Source organism: Nocardia seriolae NBRC 15557 (assembly GCF_007990715.1).
GTDB classification, from domain to species: domain Bacteria; phylum Actinomycetota; class Actinomycetes; order Mycobacteriales; family Mycobacteriaceae; genus Nocardia; species Nocardia seriolae.
In genome coordinates this window covers 13,948-36,120 of sequence record NZ_BJWY01000056.1, presented here as the reverse complement: position 1 = coordinate 36,120, position 22,173 = coordinate 13,948, and the positions used below count along the sequence as shown (strand labels likewise).

General features: G+C 70.1%; 21 protein-coding genes and 1 pseudogene. 18 read left to right on the top strand and 4 right to left on the bottom strand.

Features of this window, described 5'->3' with window-relative positions:
• Positions 1 to 106 precede the first annotated feature (106 nt).
• On the top strand, positions 107 to 2,218 hold the full coding sequence (locus NS2_RS18280; protein ID WP_045438320.1) for a helix-turn-helix transcriptional regulator: 2,112 nt from the start codon (positions 107 to 109) through the stop codon (positions 2,216 to 2,218).
• Positions 2,219 to 2,300: 82 nt separating this feature from the next.
• Positions 2,301 to 3,586, top strand: a pseudogene (locus NS2_RS38475) (lipase family protein).
• Between the two features lie 26 nt (positions 3,587 to 3,612).
• Here the strand turns inward: NS2_RS38475 and NS2_RS18270 are convergent.
• Positions 3,613 to 4,437, bottom strand: a complete 825-nt coding sequence (locus tag NS2_RS18270; protein ID WP_228102752.1) for an SDR family oxidoreductase — start codon at positions 4,435 to 4,437, stop codon at positions 3,613 to 3,615.
• 50 nt (positions 4,438 to 4,487) lie between these two features.
• Complete coding sequence (locus NS2_RS18265; protein ID WP_033088668.1) at positions 4,488 to 5,522, bottom strand: alpha/beta hydrolase; 1,035 nt, start codon at positions 5,520 to 5,522, stop codon at positions 4,488 to 4,490.
• A 232-nt stretch (positions 5,523 to 5,754) separates the two neighbouring features.
• Here NS2_RS18265 and NS2_RS18260 point away from each other — a divergent pair, with 232 nt between their 5' ends.
• A complete protein-coding gene (locus tag NS2_RS18260; protein ID WP_033088667.1) occupies positions 5,755 to 6,531 on the top strand; it encodes an ArsR/SmtB family transcription factor in 777 nt (258 codons plus the stop codon).
• Positions 6,519 to 7,037, top strand: a complete 519-nt coding sequence (locus tag NS2_RS18255; protein ID WP_197707827.1) for a hypothetical protein — start codon at positions 6,519 to 6,521, stop codon at positions 7,035 to 7,037. The genes NS2_RS18260 and NS2_RS18255 overlap by 13 nt, the downstream gene beginning before the upstream one ends.
• 126 nt (positions 7,038 to 7,163) lie before the next feature.
• Here the strand turns inward: NS2_RS18255 and NS2_RS18250 are convergent, their stop codons facing one another.
• Positions 7,164 to 7,925: a 3-hydroxyacyl-CoA dehydrogenase gene (locus tag NS2_RS18250; protein ID WP_033088666.1), complete on the bottom strand. Its 762-nt coding sequence runs from the start codon at positions 7,923 to 7,925 to the stop codon at positions 7,164 to 7,166.
• 312 nt (positions 7,926 to 8,237) lie between these two features.
• On the opposite strand from NS2_RS18250, the gene NS2_RS18245 reads away from it, so the two are divergent.
• The 14 genes from NS2_RS18245 (at position 8,238) to NS2_RS18180 (ending at position 21,495) form a co-directional block, all read left to right on the top strand.
• A complete protein-coding gene (locus tag NS2_RS18245; RefSeq protein WP_052086601.1) occupies positions 8,238 to 8,897 on the top strand; it encodes a hypothetical protein in 660 nt (219 codons plus the stop codon).
• A gap of 17 nt (positions 8,898 to 8,914) precedes the next feature.
• On the top strand, positions 8,915 to 9,790 hold the full coding sequence (locus tag NS2_RS18240; protein ID WP_033088665.1) for a MinD/ParA family ATP-binding protein: 876 nt from the start codon (positions 8,915 to 8,917) through the stop codon (positions 9,788 to 9,790).
• Positions 9,787 to 10,461, top strand: coding sequence for a hypothetical protein (locus NS2_RS18235; protein ID WP_370737303.1), 675 nt, complete (start codon positions 9,787 to 9,789; stop codon positions 10,459 to 10,461). The genes NS2_RS18240 and NS2_RS18235 overlap by 4 nt, the downstream gene beginning before the upstream one ends.
• Positions 10,462 to 10,515: 54 nt before the next feature.
• Positions 10,516 to 10,800 carry a hypothetical protein gene (locus NS2_RS18230; RefSeq protein ID WP_143161360.1) on the top strand — a complete coding sequence of 95 codons (285 nt, stop codon included), beginning with the start codon at positions 10,516 to 10,518 and terminating at the stop codon, positions 10,798 to 10,800.
• 43 nt (positions 10,801 to 10,843) lie between these two features.
• On the top strand, positions 10,844 to 11,137 hold the full coding sequence (locus NS2_RS18225; RefSeq protein WP_033088664.1) for a hypothetical protein: 294 nt from the start codon (positions 10,844 to 10,846) through the stop codon (positions 11,135 to 11,137).
• Entirely contained in the window at positions 11,137 to 11,424 is a 288-nt protein-coding gene (locus NS2_RS18220) for a hypothetical protein (protein WP_228102753.1), read from the top strand. Before NS2_RS18225 ends, NS2_RS18220 begins: the two co-directional genes overlap by 1 nt.
• Positions 11,425 to 11,492: 68 nt before the next feature.
• Complete coding sequence (locus tag NS2_RS18215; protein ID WP_033088663.1) at positions 11,493 to 12,320, top strand: DUF8175 domain-containg protein; 828 nt, start codon at positions 11,493 to 11,495, stop codon at positions 12,318 to 12,320.
• A gap of 52 nt (positions 12,321 to 12,372) precedes the next feature.
• Positions 12,373 to 13,851 carry a hypothetical protein gene (locus tag NS2_RS18210; RefSeq protein ID WP_033088677.1) on the top strand — a complete coding sequence of 493 codons (1,479 nt, stop codon included), beginning with the start codon at positions 12,373 to 12,375 and terminating at the stop codon, positions 13,849 to 13,851.
• Positions 13,848 to 15,338, top strand: coding sequence for an SCO6880 family protein (locus tag NS2_RS18205; protein WP_033088662.1), 1,491 nt, complete (start codon positions 13,848 to 13,850; stop codon positions 15,336 to 15,338). Before NS2_RS18210 ends, NS2_RS18205 begins: the two co-directional genes overlap by 4 nt.
• Positions 15,339 to 15,344: 6 nt before the next feature.
• The gene (locus NS2_RS37580) at positions 15,345 to 18,212 is read left to right on the top strand and encodes a hypothetical protein (protein ID WP_228102754.1); all 2,868 of its coding nucleotides are present in this window, start codon (positions 15,345 to 15,347) and stop codon (positions 18,210 to 18,212) included.
• Positions 18,209 to 18,517, top strand: coding sequence for a transposase (locus NS2_RS18195; RefSeq protein WP_033088661.1), 309 nt, complete (start codon positions 18,209 to 18,211; stop codon positions 18,515 to 18,517). The genes NS2_RS37580 and NS2_RS18195 overlap by 4 nt, the downstream gene beginning before the upstream one ends.
• 56 nt (positions 18,518 to 18,573) lie before the next feature.
• The gene (locus tag NS2_RS18190) at positions 18,574 to 19,107 is read left to right on the top strand and encodes a hypothetical protein (RefSeq protein ID WP_228102915.1); all 534 of its coding nucleotides are present in this window, start codon (positions 18,574 to 18,576) and stop codon (positions 19,105 to 19,107) included.
• Positions 19,108 to 19,144: 37 nt separating this feature from the next.
• The gene (locus tag NS2_RS18185) at positions 19,145 to 21,082 is read left to right on the top strand and encodes a type IV secretory system conjugative DNA transfer family protein (RefSeq protein ID WP_033088659.1); all 1,938 of its coding nucleotides are present in this window, start codon (positions 19,145 to 19,147) and stop codon (positions 21,080 to 21,082) included.
• A complete protein-coding gene (locus tag NS2_RS18180) occupies positions 21,079 to 21,495 on the top strand; it encodes a DUF4913 domain-containing protein (RefSeq protein WP_045438318.1) in 417 nt (138 codons plus the stop codon). The genes NS2_RS18185 and NS2_RS18180 overlap by 4 nt, the downstream gene beginning before the upstream one ends.
• A gap of 97 nt (positions 21,496 to 21,592) precedes the next feature.
• Here NS2_RS18180 and NS2_RS18175 read toward each other — a convergent pair whose 3' ends face one another.
• Positions 21,593 to 22,162: a hypothetical protein gene (locus NS2_RS18175; RefSeq protein WP_033088658.1), complete on the bottom strand. Its 570-nt coding sequence runs from the start codon at positions 22,160 to 22,162 to the stop codon at positions 21,593 to 21,595.
• Between the last annotated feature and the right edge of the window lie 11 nt (positions 22,163 to 22,173).

Sequence of the window (22,173 nt, the reverse complement as noted above, 5' to 3'; positions counted from 1 at the left end):
CGGGCGCCAGACGCGCCCTCGCTGCAATGATGCCGCTCCAGCACACCGAAGCTCGCCGTGCCACGCCTGTCAGTCGGGCGCATCCGAAGGGTGAAAGGGACGACAGATGGCGCGGTCGGTCGCGTGGGGCCGAGAAGACATGCCGGTGGGGGCCGGCGGGGGGATGCGATGTTCGGCCGCCACGCCGAATCAGTCCGGCAGCGCGGCGGACCTCACCGGCGCCCCGGAAAGTGCGGGTGCCCGGCTGCGGGTCGCGCGGGCGGTGGCGGTGCTGGGGGCCGCCGCCGATATCGACCGGGTGGCGGCGCTGCTGGCGGCCCGGCACGAGGAGATCCGCACGGTGGTCGCGGAATTGGCGGCCGCCGGACTGATCGTGGGGGAGTGCCGTCCACACCCGGAGATGGCCGTGCGGGTCCTGCGCGAACTGCCCGCCGACGAACGCCGGGCGCTGCACGGCGCCACCGCGGAACTGCTGTACCGCGCGGGCTTTCCGGCCGAGGCGGTGGCCCGGCATCTGGTCGCGGCCGGTGACGCGCGCGGCTCCTGGGCGGCCCAGGTGCTACTGGAAGTGGCCGACTACGCCTACGAGGCCGATGAACTCGACAGCGCGGGAACACATCTGGAGCTGGCGTACCGGGCCAGTCGCCGCGCCGACGAGCGGGCCGCCATCGCCACCCGGCTGGTGGCGGTGGAATGGCGGATCAACCCCTCGGCCCGCACCCGCAACTTCGGGCGGCTCAAGGCGGCACTGCGCACGGGGCGGGTACCCTACCCCGACCTGTCCATGACCGCGCTGCACATGCTGTGGCACGGCTACACCCTGCACGCCGACCACGCGCTGGTCCGCCTGCGGCGCGGCGCGGACGGGGCGGGTTCACCGGTGGACCGGCTCGAATTCCTCGGGGCCTGGCTGCGTTACACCCATCCGGTGCAGGCCCAGCGCCACGAATGGACCGCCGACCTCCGGCCGGGCGGCGAATCCGCACCGCCGGAACGGGATTCGGCGCACCGGCAGGCCGCGGCGCTGCTGTGCGGGCTGCTCGAGCAGTGCCCGCCCGCCCGGACCGCCGCCGCCGCGCAACGGATCCTGGCCCAGCACCGGCTCACCCCCGTCACCGTCGAGGTGCTGGTCGCGGCCGTGGACTGCCTGCTGCACACCGATCGCCTGGACGCCGCCGACGCCTGGTGCACGGCCCTGCTGGCCGAGGCCACCGCCCGCCGCGCCCCGACCTGGCAGGCGCTGTTCGCGTCGGCGCGCGCGGAAACCCTACTGCGCAAGGGCAATCTGACCGAGGCGGCCGGGCACGCGCTGATCGCGCTCAACCTGCTGCCCGCCGAGCCGCTCGGGGTCTGGCTGGGCCGCCCGATCGGGGTGCTGGTGCGCGCGCTCACCGCCCAGGGCCGCCACGCCGAGGCCGCCGCCCAGCTGGAACGGCCGGTGCCGCGCGCGCTGTTCGACTCCCGTTTCGCGCTGGGCTATCTGCGCGCGTTCGGCGAGCACTGCCTGGCCACCGGGCGAGGGGAGGAGGCGCACCGGCACTTCCGGCGCTGCGGGCGGCTCATGGACGAGTGGGGGATGGACTTCGCCTGGCTCGCGCCGTGGCGCAACGACCTGGCCGCGGCCGGCCTGGTGGCCGGGCAGCGGGTGCAGGCCCGCACCTTCGCGACCCGGCACCTGGACGCCATCGGCGGGGCCGAACAGCATCACACCGGCGGGGTGTCGCTGCGGCTGCTGGCGGCCACCGGCGATCCGCTGCGCCGGGTGACGCTGCTGCGGCGGGCCGCGGCGCTGGCCCGCACCGGCGGCGACGAGCTCGAATTGGCCACGGTGCTGGCCGATCTCGGCGACGCCTACCGGGCGCTGGGCGAGGCGGACCGGGCCCGGCCGCCGCTGCGGGAGGCGGCGCGGCTGGCCGAATCCTGCGGGTGCGAACCGCTGCTGACGCGGTTGGGGGTCGACGCGGCCGCGGACCCGGAAGCTCGGGAGGTTCCGGCCGCCGGGGGGCTCGAAACGCTCAGTCCCGCCGAGCGCCGGGTCGCCGAACTGGCCGCGCTCGGCCACCGCAACCGCGATATCGCCGATGCCCTGAACATCACCGCGAGCACGGTCGAGCAGCATCTGACCCGGGTATATCGCAAGCTCGCCGTCGCGCGCCGGGGCGAACTACGCTTCGCGCTGGCCGCTCGGAAGGAAGGCGCGCGCACCGCCGTGGGATGAGCATTGCTGTCGGAAACCGTTCGGTCGAAAGGGGATTGGCATTATCGCGTCCGGTTTCGGGGAAACGCCGCCGCTGCCCGAAGTGGATCCGTTCTACCGGTGGCCGCGCGGCCTGGCCCGGGTCGCGCCGGGCGCGGTAGTACGGTCGCGGCCGGTGGAATTGGCGCTGCTCGGGGCGATACCGCAGCGAATCACCGCCACCCAGTTGCTGTTTCGCAGCAATGACCTGCACGGGCGCGCCGAGGCGGCGGTCACCACCGTGCTGCTGCCGCTCGGCGCGGACCCCGCGGCCCCGCGACCGGTCGTCTCGTTCCAGTGCGCCATCGACGCGGTCGCCTCGAAATGCCTGCCCTCCTACGCCTTCCGGCGCGGCGCTCGCGCGCTGGGTGCGATTCCGCAGTTCGAGCTGCTGCTCATCGAGCACGCGCTGACCCGCGGCTGGGCGGTGTCGGTCCCCGATCACGTCGGCACCGCGGGTCGGTTCGGCGCGCCCCGCGAACCCGGCCACCGCACCCTCGACGGGCTGCGCGCCACGCTGAGTTCCTGGACCTGCCCATCGACAGCCCGGTCGCGCTGCAGGGCTATTCCGGCGGCGGCCTGGCCACCACCTGGGCCGCCGAGCTGGCCGCGACCTACGCCTCGGAGCTGAATATCATTGCGGCGGTGCTGGGTTCGCCCGTCGGCGACCTGGAGGCGACCTTCTTCCGGCTCAACGGGTCGACCTTCGGTGGCCTGGCCACCCTGTGCCTGGCGGGCCTGCGCCGCGCCTACCCGGCCCTGGACCGCAGCCTGCGCACCCAGCTCGACGGCGCGTCGCTGGAGCTGCTGGACCGCGCCGAGACCGCCGCGACCATCCCACTGCTGTTGCGCGGCGGCCGATCCCGCATGGACGACCACCACGGCGGGGCGCTCGCGACCCTGCGCACCCTGCCCGAGGTCCGGGCGGTGCTCGCCGATCTCAATCCGGGCGACCGGCCACCCCGCTTCCCGATCCTGGTGGTGCAGGGCGTGCACGACCTGATCATCCCGTGCGGCAATGTGGACCGGCTCGTCGACCGCTACCGCGCCGGCGGCACCTCGGTCCGCTACCTGCGCGACATCCTGGGCGGACACGTCAGCCTCGGCCTGCTGGCCGCCCCGCTGTCGGAGAACTGGCTGGCCGACCGCTTCGCCGACCGGCCGCTACCCGCCGGAACCACGGAAACCGTCGCATCCCTGGCCTTCTCATTACCCGCACTGCGCGGCTACCTGGGTCTGGCCGCGCTGCTGATGCGGGCCGCCACCGCCCGCCCACCCCGGTCGCGGCCCGCCGCCGCGCCGTTCGCGCTCCCGGTGGACGCGATCGAACCGGTCGCCACCCGAGGATGAAGCTCGGGTATCGATTCCCGATCGTCCTACAGTGAATCGGCCTCGCTGATCCAGCCGGTGAACGCGCGGGCCAGGAAGGGCGGGGCGAGGCGGCTGGCCAGACTGGTGAGTTTGGTCTGTAGACCCACCAGGACATGCGGGCCGCGCAGTCCGCGGCGGTGAGTCGCGGTGTGCCACACCGCGTCCGCCACATCGTCGGGGGTGAGGCGGACGCCCAGGGTGGTCGCGGACTTCGAGCCGCGGTTCACCTCGGTCATCATGTCGGTGGCGACGAACAGCGGGAGCAGGTCGCTGACCTCGATGCCGAAGTGCCGCCATTCCAGGTCGAGGGCCTCGGTGAGGCTGCGGACCGCGGCCTTGGTCGCGCCGTAGGTGGCCAGACCGGGCTGGCCGTAGAACGCCGCGGCCGAGGCGAGATTGACGACCCGGCTGCCCGGGGTGCGGCGCAGGTAGGGGAGGGCGGTGTGGCAGCCGTTGAGGACGCCCTTGACATTGACGTCCACCAGGCGATGGTGGCGCTCGATCGGAAGTTCGCCGAACGCACCGGAATACAGGATGCCCGCATTGTTGACCAGCACGTCCAGGCGGCCGGTGGCGTCGGCGAACTCCTTCAGCGCCTGCTCCCAGCCCGCGGGATCGGTGACGTCGAAGCAGCCGGTGACGGTGTGGCCGCCGAGCTCGGCGGCGGTGGCGCGCACCGCCTCGGCGTCGATGTCGTAGAGGCCGACCGTCCAGCCCTGCCGGGCGAAGCGCGCGGCAATGGCCCGGCCGATACCGGCGGCGGCGCCGGTGACGAACACGGCCGGGCGGGAGGTGCTGTCGGGCTGGGACATCGGGTTCTCCGGGGACATCACGGCCTCCTGGGAATCGCGGTCTCTCGGATCGGGACGCCGGTCGCGAATCAGGCCGCGTTGCGTCCGGATCGTCCGGGTTCGATCATCGCACGGTGGAAGTCGGCGGCGTCGCGAGCGGCGTCGCGGCCGTCGGCGAGCAGGCCCGCGCCCAGATGGATGAGGGTATGGGGAGCGCTGGGCCGGATCTGCAACCGCAGCGCCACCCCGGCTGCCTCGGCGCGCTTCGCCACCGCGAGCGCGTCGGCCAGCAGCATTTCGCGCGAGCCGACCTGCAGCAGGATCGGCGGCAGCCCGGTGAAGTCGTGATTCACCACCGACCAGGCCGGATCCAGGACGCCGTCGACGGTGATGCCGCGCCGCACCACCATGTCCGGGCCCGCGGCGGGCAGCACCGCGTCGTAGCGGGCGTTGGGGTGCGCGAGCCGGGCGGTGGAGTCGAAGTCCGCCCACGGCGAGGTGACCGACAGCGCCACCGGCAGCGGCAGACCCAGCTCCCGCAGCGTCAGCGCCAGGCGCAGGGCCAGGCCGCCGCCCGCGGAATCACCGGCCACGATGATCTGCCCGGGCGGGAAGCCCTCGGCCAATAGATGCCGGTACGCGGTGAGCGCGTCGTCGAGGCTCTCGTTGGGGTGGGCGTCGGGCAGCTGCCGGTAGTCGACGGTCAGCACCGGCAACTCGCTCCACCCGGCCATGCGCGCGGTGTGGCGGCGATAGCTGTTGAGCCCGCCCGCGATGAACGCGCCGCCGTGCAGGTACAGAATCGCGGCCTCGCGATCCACCCGCGGGTCCGGAACCGGTGCGCTCCACAGCCATTCCGCGTCGAAATGCTCGAATCGCAGCGGTTCGCGCCGCACGCCGCGCGGGGTGCCGAGCACGGCGGCGGGCTTCTCCGACAGCCGTGTGGCCCGGAAGATCAGCTCGGCCGGGAGCGGGCCGAGGTCGGCGACCCAGGCGCCGGCGCGCAGGAACTGCTGCAGCGTGGTGCGCAGGACGGGGTGGGCCAGACGGGTGCCGATGCGCGCCGGGGGGATCGTCTCCACGATCACCGACGAGGGCTGCGAGGTCTGCGGCGGCGTCGCCACTGGCACTCCTGTCCGCGCCGCGAAACTCCGGGGCGCTGCTGAGACAACGATGTCGATTCTGGCCGGGGGCCGTTGATCATCTTGACCGCGAATGCGCGGATTGTCATGTCCGAGAACGAAATTCCCAGTTGAAAGGGGGTGCGGCCGGGGCGTGTCCGGCGCGCCGCGGCTCCCGCCGTTGACTTATGCAGGTAAATGCCTGCATAATTCAATCGTGCAACCCGAACCCGATATGGACGCGGTCTTCAAGGCCCTGGCCGACGGCACCCGCCGCCTACTGTTGGACCGGCTGCGGGAGCACAACGGTCAGACCCTGCGTGAACTGTGTGAGCGCGTCCAGATGGCGCGGCAATCGCTGACCCAGCACCTCGACATTCTCGAGCGCGCCGGGCTGGTGACCGTGGTGCGGCGCGGACGCGAACGGGTGCACTACATCAATCCGACACCGATTCACGACATCGAACAGCGCTGGATCTCCGTGTTCGACCGCCCCCGGCTCGATGTCCTGCGCGCCATCAAGAACCAGGCAGAGGAGTACGCCATGACCGCCACGGTCCCGAACTACGTCTACGTCACCTACATCCACGCCAGTGCCGAACAGGTATGGAAGGCCCTCACCGACGCCGACCTGACGGCCCGGTACTGGGGCCACGCGAATATCTCGGACTGGCGGGTCGGTTCGGACTGGGAGCACCGCCGCGTCGACGGATCCGGCAAGAACGACGTGATCGGCAAGATCCTCGAGGTCGACGAGCCCCACCGCCTGGTCCTCACCTTCGAGGACTCGCCCGAGGAGGACCGCTCGCCGTCCGTGGTGACCTTCGTGATCGAGTCGCACCAGGACATCGTCCGGCTCACCGTCACCCACGAGAACCTGCCGAACGAGGAAATGCTACAGGGCATTTCGAGCGGCTGGCCCGCCGTGCTGGCCAATCTCAAGTCGCTGCTCGAGACCGGCGAGGTGCTCCCGCAGGCCCCCTGGGAAATGGAACGGGCGTGCCGCTCCTGATGTTCGATACCAGCGCCTTGCGCGAGGCCTATCGCGCGCTCCTGGAAGCCGCTGCCACGGTGGCGGATTCGGATCGGACCGTGCCACCGGCCCCGGGTGAATGGGACGCCGACCGGATTCTGGCCCACGTCTCCCTGATCACCGCTGCCACCATCGCCACCGCGGCGCGGGTGACGGCGGGCGAACACGCCCGCTACGACAATCGGGTCGCCTTGGATACCTGGACGATCGACCGCGTGATCGAGCGCGCGGGCGGTCAGCGCGATCTGTGCGAGCGGCTGCGCCACCAGGCCGAGATCCTCTGCGGTTTCGGCTCGGCGGCGCTGTCCGGCCCCGAGCTCGACACCCTCGTACCGACCCGTCTGCTATCCGCGGGCACGCTGCTGGTCGATCAGCCGCTGCCGCTGCGCGATCTGTTCCAGGGCCTGATCGACGAGGAGATCCCCGGGCACACCCGGCAACTGCTGGCGCTGCTGCCCGAGCGGGCCGCCGAGGTCGCGCGCTGAGCGCATGTCTCATTTGTGGCGGCGGGCCTCGATGTGCCGGTGCCGCACCGCATTCGCGGTGCCCGAACGCGAACGGCACCGGGTGCGAGCGAGCCGCTCACACCCGGTGCCGTCGGGTATGCGTGCTTACCGCGGGGCCATGCGGATCGCGCCGTCGAGGCGGATCACCTCGCCGTTGAGCATCGGGTTCTCCACGATGTGGCGCACCAGGGCCGCGTACTCGGCCGGGTCGCCCAGGCGCGAGGGGTGCGGCACCTGCGCGCCCAGAGCGTCGATGGCCTGCTGCGGCAGGGTCGCGAACAGCGGGGTGTGGAACAGGCCCGGCGCGATGGTCATCACGCGAATCTTGTAGGAGGCCAGGTCGCGGGCGACCGGCAGGGTCAGGCCCACGATGCCGCCCTTGGAGGCGGAGTAGGCGGCCTGCCCGATCTGGCCGTCGTAGGCCGCGACCGAGGCGGTGTTCACGATGACGCCGCGCTCGCCGTCGGCCTCCTCGCTCGCCGCGATGCGCTCGGCGGCCAGACGGATGACGTTGAACGTTCCGATCAGGTTAACGTTGATGATCTTGGTGAAGGACTCCAGCGGGAACGCGCCCTGCTTGCCGACCGTCTTGATGGCATTGCCGATTCCCGCGCAGTTCACCGCGATTCGCAACGTGCCCAGGCCCTGGGCGGCATCCAGCGCGGCGCTCACATCCGCTTCGCTGGTCACGTCACCGGGCGAGAACACCACGCGCTCACCGAGTTCCTCGGCGATGGCCTTGCCGTCGGACGAGGGAAGATCGAGGATAACGACCTTCGCGCCGGCCGAGTGCAGTTCGCGCACGGTGGCCAGGCCCAATCCGGAAGCGCCGCCGGTGACCACCGCGGCGATGTCTGCTGTCTTCACAAAACCTCCAAAACTCTTGGTCTTGTTAATGTAGATTCTGGTCCATCCGGAGGGAAGACCGCCCCGTCGGCGTGGCGTTCACGCGTTGTCGCGAACCCTGCTACTCGCACGCGCGCGCGGATTCAGAGGAGTGTCGTCCGGCGCGTCGAGTCGTTGGAATCCTGTTCATGCGAGAGAATTTTCGATCGGGACCGTTGCGAACGGCTGTCCTGCGCGACCGGAACGATCAGCGCCACCTATGACCGACCAGCGCCACCGAAGATCGACGACAACACACCGTCCGCCACGACCGACCGCCGAGAGGGTCAGACGATGCAGAGCGACGTGCCCGCAGCGGAAATGTTGAAGTCGTACAAAAAAGTCTCGCGCTGGTACCCCGCCCTGGACCCGGACGCCCAGGCGCCCGCCCCCGAACAGCCCGACACCGAACCGGCTTTCACCGACGAGGGCGGCCCGGCCCGCTTCCCGCACTACATCCGGGACGCCGAACCCGAGGACGACATCCCGCCGGTGCCAGAATCGGTGCTGCGCCGCAACCACTTCGACGGCGCCTGGTCGGATTGGATGACCGACCGCGGCGAGAGCGATTCGTACACACCGCCGGCCCGCTACCGCGGCGGCACGGTCGTCGAATTCCCCACCGAGAGCGACGAAACCGGCGCCGGTCACCCCGACCGCGCCACCGAGCTGCTCGACGCCCTCGACGAGAAAGCGCCCGCCCGCTCCGAGCGCACCAGGGCCCGGCGGTTTTTCGGCCTGGCCTTCGTGTTTGTTGCCATTGTTTTGCTAGCCACCGCCGGGGGAGTTGCTCTGTATGTGCTGAATTCCCCCGGCGGCACACCGCAATCCGGTGGCGCACCCGAGGCGGGCCCCGGTTCCGGCCCGGTGGCCGTCGCGGCGGCGTACAACGAAATGACGGCCCCCGCGATGATCGGCGACCATGGACCCGCCGCGGGCGTTACGGCCGGATAACGAGGAGAGCGGAGACAATGGATCAGGACTGGAGCCGCTGGCTCGACGAGGTGCCCGACGCGGGCGAATCGCCGGGCCCTGCCGCGCGTTCCAAGGCTCCGGTGATGCGCTTGCGCAAGCGGCGCGGCGACGGCGGGGACGCCGGTCCCGCGCCGCGCCCGATCCTGGTGGTGGGTGGCTGCGGCGGAGCGGGCACCACCACCACGGCCCTGGGCATCGCGGGGGAGCTGGGCGCCGCCGGCGCGCAAACCGTGGCCGTGGACGGCACTTTCGCGGGCAGCGATCTCGCGCTGCGCGGCGCTGACGAGCACCTGAGCCCGATCAGCCTGCAGGCCTGGCTCTACGGCCGCGGCGACGACGAGGCCGCGCCGCTCAAGGAATGCCTGTCCCGCGCGACGTCCGGAATCGGGCTGCTGTGGCGCGATCCCGCGCCGCTGCGCCGCCGCGCCACCTATCTCACCGTCGCCCGCGCGCTCGGTGAGACCGGGTATACCCCGGTCTACGACGGCGGCAGTCCGATCGCCAGCCGCCACCTGCGCCCGCTGCTCGAGGACGCCGATATCGCGCTGGTGCTGGCGATTCCGGCGCGGGTGGACGCCGCCAACCGGTTGCGGGTCACCCTGGAATGGCTCGACGACCAGTTCGGCGGCCAGGGCGAGGGTCCCGGCGACGGCATTGTCGGCGACACCACCATTGTCGTGTCACATCAGTTGCCGGGCAGCGATTCTCGGATCGCTGAGCATTTGCGGGAGCATCTGGACGGGTGGGTCCGCGAGATCGTCGAGATACCCTATGACTCGCACCTCGCGCGCGGAGAACTGGTGCGCCACAGCAACCTGGCAGCCGAGACACGCCGCGCGTATCGCCGCCTGCTTGCTGGAGTGGCATCATGACCGCAGCCATGAAGGAACGCCGATCCTCCGACCGGAACACCGCTTCCGGGGCCGCCCTGGCGGCCGGTGTGGTGCCGCCGCCGGAATCCCGCCGCGCACCGATCTGGGACCGACCCGTACCCGGCGGCGGCCGGGCTCCGCTGGTGTGGCTGCTCGGCGTGCACGGCGGCGCGGGCGCGACGACGCTCGCGCATGTGCTTGCGCCCGCGGCGGATTCGTATCGCCGCTGGCCCGGCGTCTTCGACCGGGAATCCCCGTTCGTGGTGCTGGTCGCCCGCGAGACCATCCCCGGGCTCACCCGCGCCCACGACCTGCTGCGCCAGCATCACGCCGGGCTCGCGGGCCCGAGTGAGGTGCTGGGCCTGATCACCGTGGCCGCGCGCCCGGGCCGGATCCCGGCCGAGATCCGCCGCTACCGCGACGTGGTCGGTTCGCTGGCCGGGCAGGTGTGGCAGCTGCCCTGGCACGAGGAATGGACCCTGGTCGAGGCCGACCAGTTGCCGGTCTGGTCGCCGGGCGACCCGCTCCCTGTCCAGCGCAAGCGCAAATCCGATCCGCTGGAAGAGATCACACCGGAAGTGCGGGAGCTGGGCACCGGTATCTTGGCCGCTGTCCAGACCGCCCTGGACACTCCGGGCACCTCGGAGCGGAGCCGGGAGGATGAGTCATGATTGTGCATGGAACACGCTGCGTGCGAAGCGATTCCAGCCGGATGGTGGTCACGGGTGTCGAAATCGATGGCACCGCAGGATATTTGGAGAGAGTGCACGATGTTTCTCACAACTGTGCACAGTGCATACGACGTACTGGCTCAGGTCGGCAACCCCACGCCCGAAGCGCCGCCCGAAGCGGATTCGATGCTGAAATTGGTGCGATTTCTCGTGTGGTCGGCGATCGTGGTCGGAGCGCTGGCCTTCGTGGGTGGCATCGTCGCGTTGATTGTTTGGACGGTCCGTCAGACATCACGGCCGGCTCCACAGCGGCCTCAGGAGCCGTACGGACCGCGTTGAGCAGCTTGGTATTCAACAGTTTGCAAGTGCATAAGGACAGACAATGAGCATGCTTCTCGCCATCCATGATGTGTACGGGCAATTCCTCGGGCAGGGGGTCGGGAATCCGACCCCCGAGGCGCCGCCCGCGTCGGACAAGTTGCTGAAACTGGTTCGGTATTTCACCTGGTTCGTTCTGTTGTCGGGAATCCTGGGCATCACCTACGCCGGTGGCCGGTTCGCCTGGGAGAAGTGGACGGGAGGCGGTTTGGAGTCGCCGAAGATGGTGGCCGGGGCCATGATCGGAGGAATCGTCGCCACGAGCGCGGGCACGATCATGAACGCTGTGATCACCTAATGCCCGGGGCCCTCGTGCCCGCGGCCATGGATACCGTGGCCGTGCTGGCCTACAAACAGATGCCGTCGGACGTGGTCCGGCCGCTGATGCAGCTCATCGACTGGCTGCTGTGGTGCGTGCTGCTGTTCTGCCTGGCCTGGATGATCCTGGCGGCCGGACGGCTCTGGTACGCCTTCCGTGACGACCTGGCCGCCAACGAGGCCACGCACGGGGTGGTGATGAGCCTGCTGGGCGCGATCATGGCGACCTCGGCCAGCGGTATCGCGCTGGCCCTGCTGCCGACCTGAGGGGCACGGGCAGCTGAATTATCCATTGGTACAACCGATCTCGTAAACAACACCGTGGAGGCGAAGCGATGAGCGAGAAGGAGTCGTCCGAGCGCGACGGCGTCTCGTTCGGCGTCATCGCCTCGGCCGCCCTGGTCGCGGTGATAGTCATCGCCGGCCTGGTGGTCTATTTCGGCCACCGCTCCAAGCCGAGCGCCAAACCCGAGGTCGGCACCGCTCCGGTGACCGCCTCCGATTCCGGCGCGACCGGATTCGCTTCGCCCGAGGTGGATCTGTTCGGCCGCCGCGTCGACATCCCCAACAACTCGGCGGGACAGCCGCTGCCGCAGGACACCGCCAAGCAGCGCAAGACCACCGACTCCGACTGGCTCACCGCCGCGCCCCAGGGCCTGACCGAACCGCACGGCTGGCAGCGGGTGTACGGCGCGTCGGTGCCCTTCTCCACCTCCGACGGTCCGGCGCGGATGGAAAACGGTGTGGCCGTGGGCTATTCGCACACCCCGCAGGGTGCGGCGCTGGCCGCGGCGCAGATCACCTACCGGCTCAACGCCCGCCCGGCCGACCGGGACCTGTACGTGCGCGAGGTGCGCGTGCCCGCCGAACAGCTCACCGCCTACGACCAGGCGTTGGCCGATCAGCGGCTGCCGAAACAGCAGCCGGAGAAGGTGACCCGCTACCTGGTGGCCTCCGACGGCTTCCAGATCGAGAACTACGCCGACGACATGGCCATCGTTCGGCTGGCCGTGCGCGGGCCGGTGGTGGACAACCGGCAGTGGTGGGCGGCAGTGCGTTTGATCATGGTCTGGGACGCGGGGGACTGGCGGCTCAAGCCGTCGACCTCCAAGACCTCGCAGACCGAGAATGTGGATTCGCTGGCGGGGTGGACCCGATGGTGAATCCGGAAATGTTCGAGAACATGGCATCGCGACCCATCGAAAGGTGGACCACATGCTGAGGCGGATAGTCACGATCTTCGCGGTCGTTTTCACCGTCATGATCGCGACACCGACGGTGGCCTACGGCCAGCAGTACGGTTTCGACCAGGCTTGCAACGAATTACACGACTCTCTCGACGGGCTCGGCGTGCCCGGCATCTCGCTCGGCGACGCGGCCTCGGCGGCGTGCAAGGCCGGCAATGTCGCGACCCACCCCACCGATGCCGCCGCCGCCGTGCGCGACAAGGCGTGGGACTCCACCTTCGGCAAGGTGGTGGACTCGCTGATGAACGGCCTGGGCGAGGCGTTGATCCTGGCGCTGACCTTCTGGATGAAGATCCCCAACGACCGGGTCAGTGACGCCGGAACACTATTCACCAAGATCAACGACTACACCTATCAGGCGCAGATACTCCTGTTGATGGTGTCGGTGATCCTGACCGGTCTCAAACTCGCCCAGGCGAGACGGGGAGCCGCGGTCAGTGAGGCGACCGATTCCTTCTGGATGTTCGCGCGCGTGGTGTTCAGTTCCTGGATGCTCGGCGCGGTGATCGTGGCCGCCACCCAGGCCTCGGACAAGTTCGCCGAGTGGATCATCAACGACTCCACCAACGGCAATGCCAAGGACATGGCCGAGCTGATGGTGAAAACCACCAAGCTGCAAGCCTTCTCACCGGGCCTGGTGCTGATCATCGCCATTGTCGGCCTGCTCGGCGCGCTGGCCCAGATCGTGCTGGCCATCGTGCGCCAGGGCATGCTCGTGGTGGCCGCGGGCGTGCTGCCGCTGGCGGCGGCGGGTTCGGGCACCTCGATCGGGCGCACCTCCTACAACAAGCTGATCCGCTGGATCATCGCGTTCATGCTCTACAAGCCGGTCGCGGCGATCGTCTACATGATCGCCTTCACCACCGCGGGCGCCACCGACGACCGCACCGGCACCACCAACCTGCCCGACGCGGACGAGGCCCAGCGCATGCTGGTCGCCATCGTGCTGCTGGGCACCGTGGCGTTCGTGCTGCCCGCGCTCATGCGCCTGGCCAGTGCGGGCGAGGTCGCCATTGTCGGTTCCGGCGGTTCGGGTCTGGCCGCCACCACCGGCACCCTGTTCGGCATCGCGGCACTCGGCGCGGTCGGCTCACGCGCGGTGGCCCCGCGCGCGGCCACCGGCGCCCCGGGCTACGCGGGTATGGGACGCGGCGGACGGCCGCCTCGCCCGGGCGGTCCCGGCGGCGGTGGCGGCGGCGCTCCACGACCCACACCCCAGCCCCGGCCGGGCGGCGGTGGCGCCGGTGCGCCCGCGGCCGCGAGTCCTGCGGCCCAAGGCGGCGGTGGCGCAGTACCGTCAGGCGCGTCCCGGGTCGCCAACAAGGTGGCCCAGGTGCGCGCGGCGACCGCATCCCTCGGCAAGGCCGAGGCCACCGCGGGCGACCTGGCCGGTGACCGCTGGGTCAACCGTTCACCCGACCTCGGCAGGAGCACCATTCCGCGATGACGATGACCGACACCTACGAGCGCCGCTCGTACGGCCTGTGGCAGAAGCCCCGCAGCGCAGGACTTTTCGGCCTGCGCTGGGGTGAGACTGTGGTCGGTTTCGCCGTCGTGATCACCGCGCTGCTCACGGCGCTGGCGGCCGGGCCGAAACCGGCCGCCGTGGTGGCGGGCCTCGGCACGGTCGTGATGGTTCCACTGGTGTGGCGGACGGGGGGCCGCTCCGGCTACGAGAACGGATTGATGATGTTCCATTGGTTGCGCGGCCGTTCCAAGGGCGAGCACGTGTACCGGGGCGGGCGCTTCTCACGCATCCCCGGCGGCGTCACCCGGCTGCCGGGGCTGATGGCCCCGTCGCGGTTGTACGAGGGCATCGACGCGGGCGGCTACAGCTTCGGCATGATCCACCTACCGCAATTCGCCCAGTACACAGTCGTTCTCAGGGCCTGGCCGCAGGGCCACGAGGCCGTCGATCAGCCGGTCATCGACCGCTGGGTCGGGGCCTGGGGCACCTTCCTGGCCTCGCTGGGCCAGACCTCCGACATCGTGGCCGTGGTGCCGGTCATCGACACCGTGCCCGAGACCGGAAACCGTTTGCTCACCGAGGTTTCCACCATCACCCGGCCCGAGGCCCCGGATCTGGCCCAGCAGGTCATGTACGAGCTGGCCACCGAGCTGCCGCAGGAGCGGGTGCAGCTGCTGCCGCGGGTGGCCATCACCTTCAAGGCCACCACCGCCGAGCGCCGCAAGAACCCGGCCGAGGAGGCCGTGGAGATCGGCCGCCGCCTGCCCGGCATCTGTGCGGCGTTGGCGGAGGCCGGAGTTCGCGCCCAGCCCATGGCCGCCGAGGAGATCATCTCCTTCATCCGCCGCAGCTACGACCCGGCCGCCCAGGCCGACCTCGAGGTGGCCGCGAGCGAACCCGGTGGGCACGGGCTGGATTGGGCCGACGCCGGTCCGGTCTCGCACGAGGAGCGCTGGGACCACTTCATTCACGACGGCGGCCGCTCGGTCACCTGGGAGATGGACACCGCCCCGGAGGGCGCGGTGGACGAACGCGTGCTGCAGCGGCTGCTCGCGCCCAACCCGGAGGTGCCGCGCAAGCGCATCACCATCGTCTACCGCCCGCACTCCGCCGGTGACGCCGCCCAGATCGTCGACGACGACTACAAGAACGCCCTGGTGGCACAGCAATCCGAGCGTGGCGTGGTGTCCGCCGCGGCCACCCTGCGCGTCGGGGCCACCCAGCAGGCCCGCGAGGAACAGGCCCGCGGCCACGGCGTCACCCGCTTCGGCGCGCTGGTCACCATTACCGAACCGCTGCGCGGCGATCTGCCCCGCATCGAGGCCATCACCCGCGATCTGTCCACCCAGGCCCGCCTCAAGATCCGCCGCTGCTACCGCTATCAGGCGGCGGCGTTCGCGGCGTCCCTCGGCTGCGGGGTGATCCTCCCCGAACACGCCACCATTCCGAAAGCACTTGCGGGGTAACCCACCATGCCACGTGACTTCGAACCCCCGGTCCGCGAACGCGACGCCGCGCCGCCCGCGCGGCGCGGCTCTCGCCGCGACCCGGCCCCGGACGACCGCTACGAGGAGCCGGATCCGTTCCCGCCCACGCCCTCCCGCGTGCTGCGCGACGAACACCGCCCCCGCCGCGGCACCCTCCCGGACCGCCGCATGCTCCGCCGCGACACCCCGGTCGACTACTCCGCGGAGTTCGCCGAGCCGGACGCGCCCGCCGAGCCGCGGCGCCCGGAGCCACGGGCGGAGCTGGAACGCGCGGCGTCGCGGGAAGGTCTGGAGCCTCCGGCGTCGCGGGATGGACTGGAGCCTCCGGCGTCGCGGGATGGACTGGAGCGCACGGGGTCCCGGGAAGGGCTACAGCGTGCTGAGTCCCGGGCCGGGAGTGCGCCGCGGGCCGATTCGGAGTCGGCGGCCGCGATGGCCGAGTACACGGTCGCGTCCGCGACCGAAACCGAGTTCGTGGTCGAGACCGGGACCGAGACCGTGGTCGTCGTCGAGACCGAGCTCACGATCGAGACCGCGCGGGTGGCGGCCGAGGTCGCCCCCGGCCGGTCCGCCGCCGGGGAATCGGCGGTCCGCGAGCCTGGCGAGGCGGTCGGGGAGGTCGTGAGCACGCCGGTCAAGCGCCGCCGTCCCGCCATGCCCGCACTCGAACCGGCCGGTCACGCAACCGAATCGGCGGTGCCCGTCGGTAGTGACGGCGCGCGGGCGGGCCGCGAGATCGCGGTGCGCGCCGAGGCCGGGCCGGGCGATGCGCTGCGCGCCGGAGCCGCCGATCCGAGAACGGAACGGGCGGGTGAATCGGGCCCGAGCGGTGCCGACCGGTCGGAACGCCTGCCGGGCAATCGGTCCGGCCGCGGCGATGCCGCGCCGCGATCCACCGACCCGGACCGGGTCCACCTGGGCGGCCGTGCCGGGACCCCGGGGCGGGCTCGCCCGACGCGGCCCGACGGAGAACCGGGGGAGCGATCGGCACGTAACCGCCCGGCGCGCGGTACGCGGCCCGACCGTGCCGCCGAGGAGCGGGTGCGCGGGAGCGGGCGGAAGGGCAAGCGGGACAAAGCCGCCGAGCCCGTCGACCGCGAGGCGGCGGCCAAGCGGGCCGCGGCGCGCAAGGCGGCGGCGAAGAAGAAGCAGACCGGGCCCAAACTGCTCGACGACAGCACCCGCGCCAAACTCGAGGTCACCGCCCGCGAGGGCAGCGGCATCAAGGCGGCGTGGGCGACCTTCCGGCTGCACACCGACGATCTGCGCCGGCGCAACTTCGCGGCGCGCGCGGAGCGGATGGAATACGGCAGCTTCGACGAATTCGACCGCACCACCGCGCAACTCACCGATCGCGGGTACATCGGCGCGGGCGGCGGCCGGATGAACGTGGTGGGGCGGCCGGTCGAGTATCGGGCCACCACCGCGCAGGTCGCCGGACTGTGGCCGTGGTCGGTCGGCGCGGGCGCGCCGCTGATCGGGACGCCGCTGGGGTCGCATCTGCACACCGGCGCACCGGTGTGCTTCGACCCGATGAACTGGTTCATGCGCGGCAGCTTCATCACCGCGCCGAGCCTTTTCGTGCTGGGCCTCAACGGTTTCGGCAAGTCCTCGCTGGTGCGGCGCATCGTGCTCGGCGGTGTCGCGCAGGGCATCACGCCGCTGGTGCTGGCCGACGTCAAGCCCGACTACCGCAAGCTGGTGGAGCTGGTCGGCGGTCAGGTCATCGACCTCGGCTACGGCCACGGCAAGCTCAACCCGCTCGCCGCGGGTGTGCTCGGCTCGATCGTGCCGCTGCTCGCGGAATTCCCCGAACTCCAGACCCAGGTCATGCAGGAAATGCGGGCCCGCCAGGTCACTTTGGTGGCCGGTCTGGTGGAACTGGTGCGCGGCGCGCGGGTGCGCGACTTCGAGGAGACCCTGATCTCCACCGGCCTGCGCATCCTCTACCGCGAGGGCAGCGGCTTCACCCCGGACCAGCCGCCCATCATCGAGGACCTGCTGGAAGTGATCGTGGCGGGCGGCGACGAGCTGCAACTCGATGCGGGCGCGGACAATCCGGACGAATTCCACGAGGCCATCAAGGGCCTGCGCCGCTCGCTGCGCGCGCTGACCCAGGGTCCGTTCGGCGCGGTCTTCAACGGCCACACCACGACTCCCATCGACACCAATGCCACCGCCGTCTGCATCGACGTCTCCCACATCCCCAACGGCGACAAGAAACTCAAGGCCGCCGTCATGCTGGCCTGCTGGGCCGACGGTTTCGCTTCGGTCGAGGCCGCCCACGTGCTCGCCGACGCCGACCTGGGCCCGCAGCGCTACTTCCAGGTGGTCATGGACGAGCTGTGGCAGGTACTGGGCCTGGGCGACTTCATGGTCGACCGCGTCGACGAGCTCACCCGTCTGCAGCGCGGCATCGCCACCTCGCTCATCATGATCAGCCACACCATCAAGGACCTTCAGGCGCTGGGCTCGGAAGCCGCCATCGCCAAGGCGCTCGGCTTCCTGGAACGCGCCCGCGCCAAGATCTTCGGCGCGCTCCCGGCCGAGGAGATCGCGCGCCTGGATTCCACCGTGCCCTTCACCTCCGCCGAGGAGGAGATGGTGACCAGCTGGTCCGCGCCGCAGGCGCTCACCGGTGACGCGCTCAAACCGGGCCAGACCCGCCCGCCCGCGCCCGGCACCGGCAAGTTCCTGCTCAAGATCGGCGAGGACCGCCGCCCCGGGATCCCGTTCCACATGGAGTTCACCCTCTCCGAGCGAGAGAGCGGAATCCACGACACCAACCAGCGTTTCAGCGAATTCACCGAGACCACCGCGAGCCGCGGCTCGGACAAGGGGAGCGCCGCATGATGCCGCACCGGTCCTATCGAAGAGTCTCGCCGGAGGTCCGCCAGGCCGCCGTCGAGCAGGTCATCGCCCTGACCGGCAAACTGCGCTCGGAATCGGAGGCGTGCCGGGTGGTCGCCGACCAGATCGGCGTGCACACCAACTCGGTGCGCAACTGGGTGCGCGCCGCGGAGAGCCCCGGGCTGGAACGCATGGACGCTATCGCGTTGCGCCGCAAGGTCGCGCTGCTGCAGCAGCAGCTGGCCGCGGCCGCCGAGATGAATCGCACCCTGGTGGAGACCCTTCACGACGCCAAGCGAGGCACATGAGCCGCGTGATGTTGCGTCGGCGACTAGCCTGGAGGGGAGGCCCTTCGCAGGTGGTGATGGTTGTGCTGAGCGTCGCGATGCTGGCCACCGCGTGTGGCAGCGGTTCCACCGGCGGCGGCTCGAAACCGACCGCCGCGCAACCGCCCACGTCCACTACTCGCTTGCTCGAGGTTGCCCCCGCCCCCGACCCGACCACCGCCGACGGTGTCGCGGTCACCGCGCTGGAACAGATCTACACCTGGTACCCCGCCACCGAATCCGAGGGCGACGCCCTGCGCCGGGCTCGGAAATGGCTGGGCCCCAGCCTGATCCGGGTCCTGGATACCCCGACGGGCAGCGTGGAGACCCCGCGGCCGGTGCTGCGCTGGACCGAGTGGGCCAAGGCGGGCGCGCACGTCGAGGCGTTCGCCTTCGCCTCCGGTGAGAAGGCGCCCGCGGGCGCCGACCCGAACCGGCAGCAATTCAAGATCGGCATCGAGCAGACGGTCGTCTACCCGGACGGCAAGCGGGAGTCACTGCCCCCGGCCACGGTCGTCGCCACCGTCGTCCGCGGACCCACCGGTGGTTGGCTGCTGGACGAATTCCGTTGATCGGTAACGACGTACAGGTCATCCCAGGAGGTTAGAGATGGCGAAAGCACCGGTGAAGGACCCGGCCGAGCCCGGTCCCGACCACACACTGCACCTCATCTACGCGGGTTTCGCGATCTTCGGAACCCTGTGGGTGGCCGTTCAATTGGGCAACCTGCTGTCGAGCCCGCGCCAGCAGATCCCGATCAACCCGATCGCCATCGCGGTCAACATGGTCAAGGGCAACCTGCACTGGCCGGGCGCGGCGGCCATCATCGTGATCCTGATCGTGCTGGGCGCGATCGGCTGGCAGCTGTGGAAGCGACGCCAGAAGGCGAACGCGGGCAAGGGGCGATTAGCGGTCGACGACAAGGCCGATTACATGGGCAGCGGCGGTGCCATCAAGGCGCTCACCGCATCCGGTGTGATGGAGCGGGCCGGGCAGTTCAATCTCCGGGTGGCGACCGACCCCCTCACCCGCAGGTCGTATGTTCCAGGTTCGCTGACCGACCCGACACTGTATCCCGCTGCCCGCGACAGCGAAACGCCGCTGGTGCCCGGCATTCCGATCGGAATCGCGGTGGCCGACGGCGAAATGCTCTACGGCTCGTACGAGGACCTACAGGTCGACATCTGGGGCCCCCGTCAGGGCAAGACGACCTCCCGTGTCATTCCGGCGATCCTGTCCGCGATCGGCCCGGTGATCGTCACCTCCAACAAGCGCGACGTCGTGGACGCCACCCGGGATGTCCGCGCGGCCAAGGGCAGTCCCGTCTTCGTGTTCGATCCGCAAGGGGTGGGGGCGGATTCGAACGAACTCATGTACCAGCAGGGGCCGAGCTGGTACTGGGACCCGATCGCCTGGGTCGATGTGTACGCGCCGGGATGTGAGATCCGGGCCCTCCAGCTGGCCGGCCACTTCTCCGACGCCGAAGGCAGCCCGTCGGTCGGACAGGGTGCCGACTCCTACTTCGACCCCGAGGCCGAGGATCTGCTGGCGGCGTTGTTCCTGGCGGCGGGATTCGCGGGCAAGCCCATCACCCAGGTCTGGGAGTGGGTGAACAACCCGATCGATCACGAGCCCATCAATATCCTGCGCGAGCAGGGAATGCATTACATGGCACCGAGTCTCGTCGGCCAGTACAACCTGGACGTCAAGACCCGCGACGGCATCTTCGGCGCCGCCAAGGCCATGATCCGAGTCCTCAAACTGCAGCACATCATCCCGTGGGTGGTCCCGTCCGCGGGCAAGCAGCCCTTCGACGAATCGGATTTCATCGATCGCAACGGCACCCTCTACGCCCTGTCCCTGGAAGGACGAGGCTCGGCGGCGCCGCTGGTCGCGGCCATGACCGAGGCCGTCATCGAGGTCGCCACCCGCAAGGCGATGCGGTCGCCGGGCGGGCGGCTGCCGGTTCCGCTGCTGGCGGCGCTGGACGAGGCCGCGAACGTGGTGCGCTGGAAGGATCTGCCGAAGAACTACAGCCACTTCGGTTCTCGCGGCATCGTGGTGATGACGGTGCTGCAGTCCTGGGCGCAGGGGGCGCGCTGCTGGGGTCCCGACGGGATGGAGGCGCTCTGGGGCGCGGCCAATATCAAGGTCATCGGCAGCGGCATCGACGACATGAACTTCCTGCAGCAGCGCTCCGAGGCCATCGGCGACTACGACAGCATTACGCAGTCGGTCTCCGAATCCAGTAGCGGGAAGAGCTATTCACGCTCGCTGGGCTCGTCGAAGACGTTCAACGCGCATGCGCTCTCCACTCTCCCGCGCGGACGCGCCATCCTGTTCGCCTCCGGAACCCCGGCTGTTCTATTGCGCACGACACCCTGGTGGGACGGCGACTACGCAGGTCCGGTCGCGCGGTCGATCGAGGCGCACGACCCGCACCCGCAGCACAAGAAGACCGAGATCGCCGATCTGATCAACTCGCCCTCGCTGATCAAAGAGGCCCAGCCCGACGTTGAGTCACCCAAGGAGGTCCGACCGCTGTGAGCGACGAGCAGCATCCTGAGAACTTCTACAACGATGATCGCCGTGAGCGCCTGGTGTATGCGAGCGTGGTCGAGTTCGTTGAGAACTACTTGAGCCTGGTGTATCGCCGGCAGGTGACCGATATCAGCGACACCGTCTGGTGCCCGGAGTGGTGGAAGCACGCCGAAGCGGTCGCGCGACTCGACGCCATGTGGCGAGCCTGGGAGCACTACCGCAATGACCCCAAGACCGGATTGAGCATCTGGTTCCTCGACCACGCGGACCCGCACATGGCGAAGCTGTTCGATCCCAAGGGGCCGTTCAAGTACTGCAGCGTCCGCAACGGGCACAAGGACATGCTCACACCATTGCCGCTGAAGTCTCCGCAGCAGGGCATGTTCAGCAATCCGGCGCTGGGCGAGTTCCCGCTCTAGAGCGGAGTGTTCCGGGCGGAGGATTCACCCCGAAAATGGCTGTGGCGGATCGGAAGCCGATCCGCCACAGTTCAAAGGTCTTGTCGCTCAGACCGGCTCACGCACGAGACCGTTCCCGTTCCCGCTCGCGTTCCCGTTCGCGCGCCCGGGCCTCCTGCTCCCGCACGCGGCGCTGGGCCGCCTCCTGCTCGCGAATGCGGACTGCTTCCTGCGCGGACTGCGCCTGCCCGACTTCCATCAGCATGCGCACCGATTGCAGTTCGGGTGAAATGCCCATTCGTGAAAGATGTTGCGCCAGTGCGGTTCGCCGCTCCACGGAGTCGTAGCGCTGCGAACTCCGGTTCGCCGCCTGCTGGGCGGCCATGCGGGTGGCTTCGGCGGCCGCTGCGAAGCGGTCCTTCTCGAGGGATACACCCCGATCCACGGTCGGACGCTCCAGGATTCGCGGAAGTTCCCGATTGCGCGGATCGCGCGCCTTGGCGTCTGCGGCCTCGCGCAGCCGACGCTCTCGGCCCTCTTTCTGCCTGGCCTCGGTAACCCTGACGCGGGCTTCCGCTTCCTTCTGGCCACGTTCCCGGGTGCGCAGCGCGACAAGTGTCGCCAGCTGCAACATTTGCCTCATCATCGCCGCTGTTTCGCGGCCGATGTCGTCGAGTTCCTCGGCCATTGCCTGCTCCC

Excerpts from the sequence above, each read along its gene's own strand:
- NS2_RS18280 (WP_045438320.1), top strand. The coding sequence starts at position 107 with ATGGCGCGGTCGGTCGCGTGGGGCCGAGAAGACATGCCGGTGGGGGCC.
- NS2_RS18270 (WP_228102752.1), bottom strand. The coding sequence starts at position 4,437 with ATGTCCCCGGAGAACCCGATGTCCCAGCCCGACAGCACCTCCCGCCCG.
- NS2_RS18260 (WP_033088667.1), top strand. The coding sequence starts at position 5,755 with ATGGACGCGGTCTTCAAGGCCCTGGCCGACGGCACCCGCCGCCTACTG.
- NS2_RS18245 (WP_052086601.1), top strand. The coding sequence starts at position 8,238 with ATGCAGAGCGACGTGCCCGCAGCGGAAATGTTGAAGTCGTACAAAAAA.
- NS2_RS18240 (WP_033088665.1), top strand. The coding sequence starts at position 8,915 with ATGGATCAGGACTGGAGCCGCTGGCTCGACGAGGTGCCCGACGCGGGC.
- NS2_RS18235 (WP_370737303.1), top strand. The coding sequence starts at position 9,787 with ATGACCGCAGCCATGAAGGAACGCCGATCCTCCGACCGGAACACCGCT.
- NS2_RS18225 (WP_033088664.1), top strand. The coding sequence starts at position 10,844 with ATGAGCATGCTTCTCGCCATCCATGATGTGTACGGGCAATTCCTCGGG.
- NS2_RS18220 (WP_228102753.1), top strand. The coding sequence starts at position 11,137 with ATGCCCGGGGCCCTCGTGCCCGCGGCCATGGATACCGTGGCCGTGCTG.
- NS2_RS18215 (WP_033088663.1), top strand. The coding sequence starts at position 11,493 with ATGAGCGAGAAGGAGTCGTCCGAGCGCGACGGCGTCTCGTTCGGCGTC.
- NS2_RS18210 (WP_033088677.1), top strand. The coding sequence starts at position 12,373 with ATGCTGAGGCGGATAGTCACGATCTTCGCGGTCGTTTTCACCGTCATG.
- NS2_RS18205 (WP_033088662.1), top strand. The coding sequence starts at position 13,848 with ATGACGATGACCGACACCTACGAGCGCCGCTCGTACGGCCTGTGGCAG.
- NS2_RS37580 (WP_228102754.1), top strand. The coding sequence starts at position 15,345 with ATGCCACGTGACTTCGAACCCCCGGTCCGCGAACGCGACGCCGCGCCG.
- NS2_RS18195 (WP_033088661.1), top strand. The coding sequence starts at position 18,209 with ATGATGCCGCACCGGTCCTATCGAAGAGTCTCGCCGGAGGTCCGCCAG.
- NS2_RS18190 (WP_228102915.1), top strand. The coding sequence starts at position 18,574 with ATGGTTGTGCTGAGCGTCGCGATGCTGGCCACCGCGTGTGGCAGCGGT.
- NS2_RS18185 (WP_033088659.1), top strand. The coding sequence starts at position 19,145 with ATGGCGAAAGCACCGGTGAAGGACCCGGCCGAGCCCGGTCCCGACCAC.
- NS2_RS18175 (WP_033088658.1), bottom strand. The coding sequence starts at position 22,162 with ATGGCCGAGGAACTCGACGACATCGGCCGCGAAACAGCGGCGATGATG.